Here is an 11926-nt window from a genome sequence, read left to right on the forward strand (position 1 = left end):
GGCATTGCCGATGGCACAGTTGTTTCCGATATCAGTGGACATAATGGCATTCTTCGGCATTGCTGCCTGAATGGCACGCCATGCCTGTCGTGGAGACATGCGTTGCTTTTCGCGTTCGCGTGCATCTGCATTCCATTGTGTGCCTGGATCATCATCTTCATGATCCATCGACGAAAGCTGCTGCAACCAAGCTGATTTGCGTTGATGGGTTAGTTGTTTGCGCTCGTTGCGACCAACATCTCCTGCATTGGCTCCGAGTTGATCGATGATTTGCTGCGCTACTTGTTTCGCATCGCCACAGATGCCGACCGTGATCTTCTTGGTAAGGCCAATACGGTCTGGGTTGATATCGACCTGAATGATCTTTGCGTCTTTTGGCCAATAATCGATACCATAGCCGGGTAGTGTCGAAAACGGGTTAAGACGGGTGCCAAGTGCCAGAACCACATCGGCCTTTGCGATCAACTCCATCGCTGCTTTCGAGCCATTATACCCAAGCGGCCCTACTGATAGTGGATGGCTGCCGGGAAAGGCATCATTATGTTGATAGCCACAGCAAACTGGTGCATCGAGCCTCTCGGCGAGAGCGATGGATTCCGCGATGGCACCGCCGATAACAACACCGGCACCGTTGAGAATAACGGGGAATTTTGCATCTGTAAGAAGCTTTGCGGCCTCCGTAATTGCATCACGTCCGCCACTCGGCCTCTCAAGTCGCACAATTTGCGGCAGGTCTACGTCGATCACATGCGTCCAGAAATCACGCGGAATATTTATCTGCGCAGGCGCACAGCCACGCCAAGCCTTCTCGATGACACGGTTTAGCACTTCCGGGATACGGGATGGGTCGCGGACCTCTTCCTGATAGCAGACCATATCCTCGAACAATGCCATCTGTTCCACTTCCTGGAAGCCGCCCTGACCAATGGTCTTGTTGGCAGCTTGCGGCGTTACGAGCAGCATTGGTGTGTGGTTCCAATAGGCAGTTTTGATAGAGGTCACAAAGCCAGTCACACCTGGCCCATTTTGGGCAATAGCCATGCCCATCTTGCCTGTCACGCGCGTATAGCCGTCGCAGATCAGGGCCGCATTGGTCTCGTGCGCGCAATCCCAGAAGGCGATGCCCGCCTTGGGAAACAGGTCGGAAACCGGCATCATCGCAGAGCCGATAATCCCAAATGCATGTTCAATTCCATGCATTTGCAAGACCTTTACGAACGCTTCTTCCGTCGTCATCTTCATTTTAGTCGCATCTCCTAAGCTACTTTTTCGTATGAAGTTGTGCGCGCAGCCATCTGCATCGTGCCGGTGGCCAGCTTGTCCTTGAGAACCAGTTCCGCGACTTTTGCGCCGATCATCATCGCCGGCGCATTGGTGTTACCGGAGACGATTTCCGGCATGATCGAGCAGTCGGCGATGCGCAGGCCCACAATGCCTCGCACCCGCAAACAAGGATCGACAACTGCGTGATGATCCGCCCCCATTCGACATGTGCCTGTCGGATGGTAGATTGTGGTGGAATTGTCGCGCGCCCAACCGAGCAACTCGTCATCACTTTGAAGATCAGCGGTTGGTCGATATTCCTCGGCAATGGCTGACACAAGCGGTTGGGTGCGCGCGATCCGGCGGGCTATGCGGATACCCTCGACAAGTGTCTGCTGATCATGCTGCGTCGACAGATAGTTTGGCCGAATAAGCGGATAGTCGAGCGCATTGGACGATTGCAGCGTGATCGTTCCGCGGCTCTGCGGACGCAGCTGGCAGACCGATTGGGTGAAGGCGGAAAATGGATGAACGCCTTCTCCCGGGCTATCGGCCGACCAGGGCTGGATGTGGAATTGAACATCGGGTGTGGCAAGTTCTGGCCTTGTTTTGACAAAACCGAACACCAGGCTCGCCGCCATGGTCATCGGACCGGTCCGGAACAGCGCATATTCGAGACCGATCGCTGCCTTTTTGAAAAGGCTTCGAACCTCGTCATTGAGTGTCGGCTCCTTGCATTTGTAAACCATGCGCGCCTGCAAATGATCCTGCAGGTTCTGCCCGACTTCCGCAGCGTCCCGATGCACAACAATCCCGTGGTCTTTCAGCTGCTGCGCCGGACCAATTCCAGACATGAGCAGGATATGTGGCGAGCCGATCGCGCCCGCGCATAGGATCACCTCCCGATTGGCGTCAATCGTGGCGATGGAGCCGTCGCTGCGACGCACTTCAACCCCACGCGCGCGACCGTCCCTGATCAGCACACGGGTGATCTGGCAATCCGTCTGAACATTGAGATTCTGGCGGTGGCGGACAGGGGCGAGAAAGGCTTTCGCCGAAGAGCAGCGGCGGCCATTATGCATGGTCAGCTGGAAATGCCCGACCCCCTCCTGCGTTGGACCGTTATAATCGGGATTATAGGGGTAGCCATTGGCCTGCGCTGCCTCAAGCCATTTCTCACAAATGGCGCGCTTCAGACGCGGATCGGAAACCTGCAACTCACCGTTCTGCCCGCGGCCGGTAGCACCCGGCCGGTGAAATGTCTCGAAACTCTCGAAAATCGGACCGACGTCCTGCCACGACCAACCATGATTGCCAAGCTGGGCCCAATGGTCATAATCCTGTTGCTGGCCGCGGACATAAAGCAGGCCATTGAGCGATGAAGAGCCACCCAGCACCTTTCCGCGCGGCCAGTTCAATGACCGGCCGTTGAGCCCGGGGTCCGGCTCGGTTGCGTAACACCAGTCATATTTGGGGTCATTCATGGTCCGGAAATAGCCGACCGGAACGTGGATCCAGGGGTTGGTATCGTTCCGTCCCGCCTCCAGCAAATGGACCGTTACCGTGGGATCCGCACTGATCCTGTTGGCCGCGATGCAGCCAGCGGATCCAGCCCCGACGATAATGTAATCTGCAACTTCATTCATAAAGATATTCCTCATCACGGGGTCCGCTTGCAGTCGTCAAGCGGCCCCATTCCATCGCGCTTAAAGTCCTGCCAGTCCTTGCGCTGACCGTCGGCGCCGTCTTTCCATCGCAAGCGCGCAGGCCAGCGAAATCACCGCAGCAAAAACCACGTAGACGCACACCCACAAAGGATCGTTGTTATTGATGGCCATCAGATAGGTGGCGATCATCGGGGTCAGACCCGATGCAATGATGCCCGAGAATTGATAGACAAATGATATCCCGGTATATCGCACCGTCGGATCAAAAAGATCCGCGAACAGCGCCGCTTCCGGACCGTAACACATTGGATAGATGATACCGAAAGGCAGCACGATACCCAGAATAATCAATACCGGCTCGCCAGTCGACATCAGCCAGAAAGCCGGGAACACGCTCAGTCCCAACAGCAATGATCCCCAGGCATAGGTGAGGGGGCGGCCAATCCGGTCGGACAAATGTCCAAACAATGGAATGAACGCCACCATGACCACCGCCGCCGCACAAACGGTCCAAAGGGCTGTTGTCCGATCAATGCCTGCATAGCGGGTGAGGTAGAGAATTGAGAATACCGCGAAGATATTGAAGAAAACGCCGTCGATATAGCGCGCGCCCATGCCTAAAATGACATTGCCTGGATAGCGCTTGATCATGGTGGTGAACGGCAGGCCCTGATCGCGATTGCGGGATGCGGCCTTGGCTTTGACAAATTCGGGGCTCTCGTGAATGTTCGATCGGATCCAGGTGCCCAGAAACACCAGGATGATCGATCCGATGAATGCCGCGCGCCAGCCCCATGCCATGAATTGATCATCGGGAAGCAGAGACAGCAGCGCCATGACCCCGGATGACAGGAACAGACCGAGTGACAGGCCGATCTGCGGCAGGGAAGCGTAGAACCCACGCTTGTTTTGAGGGGCATATTCATAAGCCATCAGAACGGCTCCGCCCCATTCACCACCAATGCCTATTCCCTGCAGGATGCGCAGGAAAAGAAGCGCAATCGGCGCCATCATGCCGATCGTCTCATAGCCAGGCAGCAAACCAATGGCGACCGTCGCGCCACCCATCATCAACAGGCTTAAGATCAGCATCGCCTTGCGGCCGACCAGATCTCCAAAATGCCCAAATATCAGTCCGCCCAATGGGCGTGCGACGAAACCAACGGCAAATGTGGCATAGGCCATCATGATCGAAACGGTTTCATTATCCGATGGAAAATACAGGTGGTTGAACACAATACCAGCCACCACACCGTAAAGAAAAAAGTCATACCACTCGATTGTCGAGCCGATTAGACTGGCGAAAACAACTTTTCTGACATCGCTTGTCTGGCTGCGGCTCCTCACCGCATCCACCATTGTATCCGACATGACGCCCTCCTCGCGTTTGACGGTTATCATCCGATCCACACTCCTCCTGTGGATCGCAGTGCCTCAAGCTTTTGCGCAAAGCGACAGGGAGTCAACATAAAAATGAGACGAAAAGTCTCAAAAAAAGTAAGTAATTGAATTTGCCGGATATAATTTCTCTTGGATAGGCTTCTAAGCTGCGCTAAACCACAAAGACCGTGGTTTCTAACGTAGTTTTTTGATGAAGAACGATCCTGACAATCTGGCAAGCAGTCCGAGTATCCGAAACTTGCAAATCCTCGAATTGCTGGGGTCCCGTCGACGCGCCATGACCCCTGCGGAAATCATTGAAGAACTCAGACTGCCCAAGCCAACCGTGCACCGCTTGCTTGCCTATCTCGAAGATCAGGGTTTTCTCGCCAAGAATATCGATGGAAAAAGCTATTTGCCCGGCGCGCGTTTTCGCGAAATGGCGATCGGGGCCATGCATGCGTCCCTAAGCAATCTTCCCAGCAGAAACGTGCTGGTGGGACTCAATCAGCAAATCGGAGAAACCTGCAATCTGGCCGTCCCCGACAAGGACGAAATGGTCTATGTCGATCGTGTTGAAACACATTGGCCCTTGCGCATCGCCCTGCATATCGGATCGCGTGTGCCGCTGCATGCAACCGCTGCTGGCAAGGTGACACTGGCGTTTCTTTCCCCCGATGCGTTGCAGCGCTATCTGCTGACTGGTACCCGCCAGGCGATCACCGCCAGGACGATTACTGACCCGGACCCGCTTCGCGCCGAAATCGATCAGGTCAAGGCACAGGGTTATGCCACCGATCAGGAGGAGCTCGTCGAGGGGATGATCGCGGTGGCGGTTCCGGTTCTCGACAGCAGGAACAATTTTTGTGCAACACTTTCCTTTCATGCGCCAACGCAACGGCTTTCTCTGCAACAAGGGCTTGCCCATCTCAATGATCTTCGTCATGCCGCGGAGAAATTGGGCCAGCTGATCTGAAAGCGCGTATCCCTGCTTGCTGATGCATTCTTTCGACCGACAGCGCATTGCACGACACCACATTTGACCCGGCGAGTTGCCTGCAAAATGACGGAACTTTTCGCAGCCTCGCGCATTGCCGCCATGGATGAATGGGCGATGAGGGGCTATGAGCGAAGATCAAGTGCTGCGTCCCGGCAAAAATTGCTGGCGGGTTGAAACTGCGGAGCGCTTCGCCTTTGTTGTCGATGGTGCCGATTATTTTGTGGCCTTGCGCAAGGCGCTGCTCAAGGCCCGCCACTCGATCATGCTGGTGGGCTGGGATTTCGACACACGCATCAATATTGGCGAGTGCACGGACGGTGGACCACAACAATTGGGGGATTTCATTCTCTGGCTGGCCGATCGCACGCCGTCTCTTGAAATTCGTTTGCTGCGCTGGGATACCGGCGCCTTCAAGGCATTGTTGCGGGGCAACATGCTCTGGACAATCCTGCGCTGGAAAGCCCATCCGCGCATTACCCTGAAATTTGACGCCAAACATCCTATCGCCGGCTCGCATCATCAGAAGATCGTGGCAATCGACGACAGTCTGGCATTTTGTGGCGGCATCGATCTGACAATGCGTCGCTGGGATACGCGCGAGCATCTCGACAACGATCCGCGTCGCGTCAGCCCCAGCGGCAGAACCGAGGATCCATGGCATGACGCCACCAGCGCCTTTGATGGCGATGCGGCGCGTGCCATTGGCGATCTCGCCCGCATGCGCTGGCAGGTGGCGACCGGTGAGACCTTGCCGCGCTGTCAGCAACCCCATGATTGCTGGCCTGACGGCTTGAACGCAACTTTCACCGATATGCGGCTTGGCATTGCGCGCACCATTCCCAAGATGGCGGAGCAGGAGCCGGTGCACGAGATCGAAGCGGCGTGGCTCGACATGATCCGCAGTGCCAGACGCCATATCTATGCCGAGAGCCAGTATTTTGCCTCCCGCAAGATCGCTCGGGCGATTGCCGAGCGCCTTTGTGAAGCGGATCCTCCTGAAATCGTCATCGTCACGCCACAATCGGCGCATGGTTGGTTGGAGCCACTGGCGATGGATTCCGCACGCGCAAGACTGGTGCAGGCGCTTGAACGGATCGATCATCGGCGTCGACTGCGGATCTGGCATCCCCGGACCACGGGTACTCAACCCATCTATGTGCATGCCAAGGTCATGGTGGTGGACGACACGGTGCTGCGGGTGGGGTCATCAAATTTTAACAACCGCTCCATGCGCCTCGACAGTGAATGCGATGTCATTTTATGCGCGGATGCCGCAGATGATGCCCTGCGTCTGAAGATCGCGCAGCTGCGCGATGACCTCTTGGCGGAACATCTTGGCATCAAGGCCGAACAGGTCTCGCAGAGGCTGGCGGAGACCGGGTCTTTGATTGAAACGGTCGAGCAACTCTGCGGTCCTGGAAGAAGCCTCTATCCCTATCAGATGCCGGAACTATCGGGGATAGAAGAGTGGCTCGCTGAAAATGAGATTCTTGACCCAAACGGCCCCGACGAAATCTTTGAATCGATTGACAAACGCGGCTTGTTCAAGGGCCGGGACAGGATCAAGGCACGGTTTCCCCATTGCCAGAAGCCTTGACAGCACTTTGTTTTTTAAAGGCCAGAGCGAAGTCTCATCCTGAGCCCCCAGGTGTCCCTCGCACAGACCGATCTGCGCTTTTGTCAGCAGCCTTCGCACGATCACGTTTTCGCGTTGCCGCAAGGGCACCGGACAATGGCCCGCCAGCCTTGTTTCATGCGCCTGTAATCCAGCTTCGGCGTGGTGCGCCGTCCCTCAAGCATGCGTGATCGGTTCTCGTAACAACAGGACTTGCAACGCCTGACATTGCGTTTATAAGCCATCGCCGGTTTGATGATTTTCGCTCCATCCGATCAGGTCGAGCCCGATCTCAAACCAAGGATTTTGCTGTGTTGTGAGCGTCTGCGCCCTCTGCCTGCTTGCGGCAGGGCAGGGGCTGCCGCTGTCCGGGCAGGCACGATACAGGGCTAATGAGGTCCTGTGTCCAAGCCAGGTCCAATGTCGAGCTTGTGCTCATTTTTGAGGTTGTCATGTCTACGCAATTGCTGGCAATGGTGCTGGCGCCGCTCATGGGACTGTTTATTGTCAGTATCGGAAACGGCTTTTTATCATCCCTCACAACATTACGACTGGACGCCGCCGGTGCCTCGGCCACGGTGGTTGGTATTGTTTCCTCGGCTTATTTTATTGGCCTGACGCTTGGCGCGGTTTTCCACGATCGGCTGATTGTGCGCATCGGCCATATTCGCGCCTATAGCAGTTTCGCATCGCTGATCGCGGTGAGCGTTTTGCTGCAGGGGATATATTTCGACACCTGGTTCTGGTTTTTCCTGCGCCTCCTCTACGGTTGGGCGGCGATTGGTGTGTTCCTGGTCATCGAAAGCTGGTTGTTGCTGGCTTCGGATGAAAAAATGCGCGGTCGGATTCTTGCGCTCTATATGATTGCGCTTTACGGCTCAGGGATGATGGGACAGGCGGGACTGGGGCTGATCGACGCCTGGGGCGCGGTGGTGCCTTTCATGGCGGCGGCAATGCTTGCATCGCTTTCGGTACTGCCGATCGTCATTCTGCCCAGAGTGACCCCGCATGTCGAGCGGGTTGAGCCACTCAAGCCGCTGGAACTTTTGCGCATGACCCCCAGTGGCGTGATTGGGTGTTTTGGTTCCGGCATCGCGATCGCTGCGGTCTACGCCTTGCTACCGCTCTATCTTCAGCGAATGGGGATGAATGTCGGCGAGGTCGGCAAAATGATGGCCAGCGTTATTCTCGGCGCAATGGTGCTGCAATATCCGGTTGGTCGCTGGTCCGATAGACAGGATCGTCGCGTTGTGCTGATCACGCTTAGCATTGCCTGTGTTGTTCTGGCAGCCGTCATCATTGCGCTGCCGCCGACCTCATCGCTGTTGATCTTTGTATTTTTCCTTTTGGGGGGCGGGATCTTTGCCATCTACCCCGTTGCTGTGAGTTTTTCAGCCGATAGTACCTCCGCCGATGCCCTGGTTCGGATGATCCAGGGTCTGCTGCTGATCAACTCATTGGGATCAGCCATCAGCCCGCTCATTATCTCCCCGATGATGACCAGTCTCGGACCATCTGGCCTGTTCTGGGCGCTTTCCATTCTGAACGGACTGATGGCCGGATTCTTCATCTGGAGACGTGGCGCGAGACCCGACTCCGTGCCCGCTGCACCCTTTGCGCCCGCAACACCCTTTTCGCCGATTGGTGCCGAACTTCGTGTCACCGATGAAATGATACAGGGTGCGATCGAAAATGACAGGAATGACAACAACCACGTTGTTCTGCCAAGCTAGCGTATGCAAGGGTTTCATCGAAATCGCGAGGATGCGCCCATCATGCTTTGGGCGCATCTGGCTGCGAAACCTGCTTCGCGCTGTTGCCGACACTGAATCTTTTAAATCCGATCAATTTGGATATGGCTGATCAAGCAAGATAATCTTGCGCGCCGACCTTCACAGACCGGCGCGCATTTCCCCGCCCAAGCCGGCTTCATTGCGAGGCAATCTCACATCCGGACAGCGTAACTTCAATTCACCCCTGTCCGTGCTTTCCCCTCTCGCCCGCATCAACGGCGCTGAGACGGAATTTGCCTTTAAAATCACCGCGACAGTGTTTACAAGATTTCCGGTGAAGGGCTGACATCATGGACATTGATCTGTTTGAGGATTTCATCATCCTTGCCGACGAGTTGAATTTCTCCGCCGCTGCTGCACGACGCAATGTCACGCAGCCGGCATTCAGCCGCCGCATTCAGATGCTTGAGCAATGGATTGGCGCGCCGCTGCTTAGCCGCACAAGTCGTTCGGTGACGCTGACACAGGCAGGACGCGTTTTCTACACCCGCGCTTTGAGCATTGTGCGCGACGTCAAAAGGGCGCGCGAAGATACTCGCGATACGGCCGGAAAGGCCGAACGGAGCTTGGCAATCGCCGCAACACACGCTCTGTCCTTCACATTCGTGCCACGCTGGATGCTGCAAACGATTGGCCATTCCAGTATCGGCTCCGCAAGCCTGGTGACCGACACCTATGCCGAATGCGAGCAACTCCTGCTCAGCGGCGATGCGGTTTTTCTGATCTGCCATCGCCGTCCCGAAACAAAAAACAAGCTGACCACCCGCCAATTCACCGCCTGCACCATTGCCGAGGATGTGCTCATTCCGCTCTCCATTCCCGGTTCCGACGGGCTGCCACGCTTTAATCTCGATACCGCAAGCGATCACGCACCATTGCCGCAACTCAGCTATGCGTCCGCCTCCGGACTTGGACGCATTCTCGAAGATTATTTCGCACAGGGCGACCTGCGGCAAAAGCTTGAAATCCAGTTCCGTTCCGATCTCGCTGCCACCCTTTTGGAAATGGTCAAGGAAGGCCAGGGCATTGCCTGGGTGCCGCTGTCGCTCGCCGAACGTGAGCTTGCATCCGGCCAATTGCTGCGCGCAGGCTCTGAAATGTTCGACGTTCCCGTCAAGATCACGCTGATCCGCCCCACGACGCGGCTCAGCTTCCATGCGGAACAGTTCTGGCAGAAAGCCTTAGCCACAGCTGTCGTCAGCGGACTCGATGGCTGACTGTTCCTGGTTGGTCTGCAGCGCGGCAGGTTTTGGGAGTGGCACAGCGTGCAGATATCGCTGTTGAGTGCGGCTACGCCTTGCCGTTCCTTCAAATAACTGAAATCTCTGTAAGAAATCTTTATCGCGTCGCCTCGTCCTTTTTGCGAGCCTTCCCGTTGTCTTCCCTGGGCCCCGCTATAAACAGGACATGACCTGAATGCAGATCAACCAAGTTCACAACCGGATCATTTCGTCGAACAATATGCTTTCGCTGATTAAGAGCAGCCCGCTCGGGGTCTGTATCACGGATGAGCAGGGGAAATTCATTTTCGTCAACAACGCCTATTGCGCTCTTTACGGCTATCAGGCGGATGAATTGATCGGCCAGGATTTCACAATCATCGTCCCGCCAAAGGCCAGAGACGAGCTGATGGCTCTGCATCACGCCTTCATCCATTCAAGCCTGGAGGACAGCGAGCAGGTGCTGACTGAATTGCGCAGTGAGTGGACCGTCATCGATCGTCAGGGCAACCCGCTCACCATCATTGCCAATGCGGTGTTGCTGGTGGGCAAGGACGGGGCGCGAAGCAAGGCGACATTCGTAACCGATATTACCCAACAGAAAAATGCCGAGGAAAAGCTGCTGCGGGCCAATCGCCAACTGGCCTATCACGCAAGCCGGGACGAACTGACCGGCTTGTTGAACCGACGCGCCGGAATGGAACGTGTATCGCGGGAAATCGTGCTGGGAAGGGCTCAGGTGCGGCCGCTCAGTGTGGCCTTTCTGGATGTCGATCATTTCAAGAAAATCAATGACAAGCATGGTCATCAGGTCGGCGATGAAGTCCTGCACGAAATCTCGAGACTGATTGCGCGTCAGATCAGGGTGGGGGATTGCGCTATTCGCTATGGTGGTGAGGAAATTCTGGTCGTGTTGCCAGCGACCACTGCCGCTCAGGCTGTTGCTGTCATTGATCGCTTGCGCTTAGCGCTGCACAGCCAGCCGCTGAGCAGCATGAAAATTGCTGTCACATTCTCAGCCGGCATCGCAGAATATTCGGGCGGGGACCGGAGAAAACTGCTTGCCAAAGCGGACAAGGCGCTTTACGCGGCGAAAAATGCCGGTCGCGACCGATCGATCGCCGGCTAAAGTGCAAATGGTGCAATGCCGCATGGTGATTGACCAACCTGCCATAAAAGCGAGCTTCCCTGTTTGGAGCCCACGACAAGCCCTCGAGCGGCGATGCTATGCAAGGCGATGGCGTTAGATGGTTCCTTGAGGCGGTCCCAGTCGATCTAAGAAATCGACCCTGCTTGCCTCGCAATAGCGCGATGCCAATTGCTCAAAGCCCGTTCTGTCCTGCTCGCTGAAGCGATTGCTGACCGGGCTATCGATATCAAGAACGCCAAAAATCCTGCCGTCTTTCCAAAGCGGAATGACCAGTTCGGATCGTGATGCGGCGTCACAGGCTATATGGCCGGGAAAAGCGTGCACATCCGCTACAACAATCGTCTCCTGGTTCACCACCGCCATGCCACAGACGCCTTTTCCAACGCCGATGCGGACACAGGCAGGCTTGCCCTGAAACGGACCAAGAACCAGTTCGGAGCCTGATCTGAGGAAATAAAATCCCACCCAGTTGAGTTCATCGACGAGCTGAAAGATCAGGGCTGAGAGATTGGCTGCATTGGCGATATAATCCGTCTCATCGCCCATCAGTGCGTTGGCCTGAAGATCGAGCTGGCGAAAAAATTCGGCTTTATCGGCTGAGCCGACAGGATCTACGGAAAACATCGGTGTCTCTCCAGGCTGCGCGTCATGCCGTGTCTTCGCACATGCCTTGCGTCAATTGCAACGGCAATACGCCGAAATTGCCCGAAAGGCTTTCAGTCGTCAGCTTTTGCCGATATTTCATCCATGCATAGGGCAATCATTCCGCAGGTGACGGCTGAAAGCCGAGATGCTATAGACGGCGAGGGGGCTTCGACTTGACTTTCCGCCATCAGGA

Annotated in this window: 9 protein-coding genes; 5 read left to right on the forward strand and 4 right to left on the reverse strand. The window is 55.9% G+C overall.

The genetic code is table 11. The features are described 5' to 3' along the window. From xsc to CEV34_RS15480, 3 genes are all read right to left on the reverse strand, one after another. A partial coding sequence (xsc, locus tag CEV34_RS15470) for a sulfoacetaldehyde acetyltransferase (RefSeq protein ID WP_094543916.1) occupies window positions 1-1242 on the reverse strand: 1242 nt, incomplete at its 3' end. A 14-nt stretch (window positions 1243-1256) separates the two neighbouring features. After that, window positions 1257-2909, reverse strand: coding sequence for a GMC family oxidoreductase (locus CEV34_RS15475; protein ID WP_094543917.1), 1653 nt, complete (start codon window positions 2907-2909; stop codon window positions 1257-1259). Between the two features lie 60 nt (window positions 2910-2969). Beyond that, the gene (locus CEV34_RS15480) at window positions 2970-4301 is read right to left on the reverse strand and encodes an MFS transporter (protein ID WP_374891721.1); all 1332 of its coding nucleotides are present in this window, start codon (window positions 4299-4301) and stop codon (window positions 2970-2972) included. Between the two features lie 220 nt (window positions 4302-4521). On the opposite strand from CEV34_RS15480, the gene CEV34_RS15485 reads away from it, so the two are divergent. The 5 genes from CEV34_RS15485 (at window position 4522) to CEV34_RS15505 (ending at window position 11067) form a co-directional block, all read left to right on the forward strand. Continuing rightward, window positions 4522-5286 carry an IclR family transcriptional regulator gene (locus CEV34_RS15485; RefSeq protein WP_094543918.1) on the forward strand — a complete coding sequence of 255 codons (765 nt, stop codon included), beginning with the start codon at window positions 4522-4524 and terminating at the stop codon, window positions 5284-5286. Window positions 5287-5434: 148 nt separating this feature from the next. Continuing rightward, window positions 5435-6907, forward strand: a complete 1473-nt coding sequence (locus tag CEV34_RS15490; protein ID WP_094543919.1) for a phospholipase D-like domain-containing protein — start codon at window positions 5435-5437, stop codon at window positions 6905-6907. Window positions 6908-7377: 470 nt separating this feature from the next. Next, a complete protein-coding gene (locus CEV34_RS15495) occupies window positions 7378-8658 on the forward strand; it encodes an MFS transporter (RefSeq protein ID WP_179253545.1) in 1281 nt (426 codons plus the stop codon). A gap of 350 nt (window positions 8659-9008) precedes the next feature. Continuing rightward, window positions 9009-9935 (forward strand): LysR family transcriptional regulator, encoded by a 927-nt coding sequence (locus CEV34_RS15500; protein WP_094543921.1) that lies wholly within the window; start codon window positions 9009-9011, stop codon window positions 9933-9935. A gap of 199 nt (window positions 9936-10134) precedes the next feature. Then, complete coding sequence (locus CEV34_RS15505) at window positions 10135-11067, forward strand: GGDEF domain-containing protein (protein WP_094543922.1); 933 nt, start codon at window positions 10135-10137, stop codon at window positions 11065-11067. A gap of 114 nt (window positions 11068-11181) precedes the next feature. On the opposite strand, the gene CEV34_RS15510 is transcribed toward CEV34_RS15505, so the two are convergent. After that, on the reverse strand, window positions 11182-11712 hold the full coding sequence (locus tag CEV34_RS15510; RefSeq protein WP_064322596.1) for a GAF domain-containing protein: 531 nt from the start codon (window positions 11710-11712) through the stop codon (window positions 11182-11184). Window positions 11713-11926 lie beyond the last annotated feature (214 nt).

Origin of the sequence: Brucella pseudogrignonensis (genome assembly GCF_002252525.1) — a bacterium.
Taxonomy (GTDB): domain Bacteria; phylum Pseudomonadota; class Alphaproteobacteria; order Rhizobiales; family Rhizobiaceae; genus Brucella; species Brucella pseudogrignonensis.

Coding starts and splice junctions, on each gene's coding strand:
- CEV34_RS15475 (WP_094543917.1), bottom strand. CDS start 2,909: ATGAATGAAGTTGCAGATTACATTATCGTCGGGGCTGGATCCGCTGGC.
- CEV34_RS15480 (WP_374891721.1), bottom strand. CDS start 4,301: ATGTCGGATACAATGGTGGATGCGGTGAGGAGCCGCAGCCAGACAAGC.
- CEV34_RS15485 (WP_094543918.1), top strand. CDS start 4,522: ATGAAGAACGATCCTGACAATCTGGCAAGCAGTCCGAGTATCCGAAAC.
- CEV34_RS15490 (WP_094543919.1), top strand. CDS start 5,435: ATGAGCGAAGATCAAGTGCTGCGTCCCGGCAAAAATTGCTGGCGGGTT.
- CEV34_RS15495 (WP_179253545.1), top strand. CDS start 7,378: ATGTCTACGCAATTGCTGGCAATGGTGCTGGCGCCGCTCATGGGACTG.
- CEV34_RS15500 (WP_094543921.1), top strand. CDS start 9,009: ATGGACATTGATCTGTTTGAGGATTTCATCATCCTTGCCGACGAGTTG.
- CEV34_RS15505 (WP_094543922.1), top strand. CDS start 10,135: ATGCAGATCAACCAAGTTCACAACCGGATCATTTCGTCGAACAATATG.
- CEV34_RS15510 (WP_064322596.1), bottom strand. CDS start 11,712: ATGTTTTCCGTAGATCCTGTCGGCTCAGCCGATAAAGCCGAATTTTTT.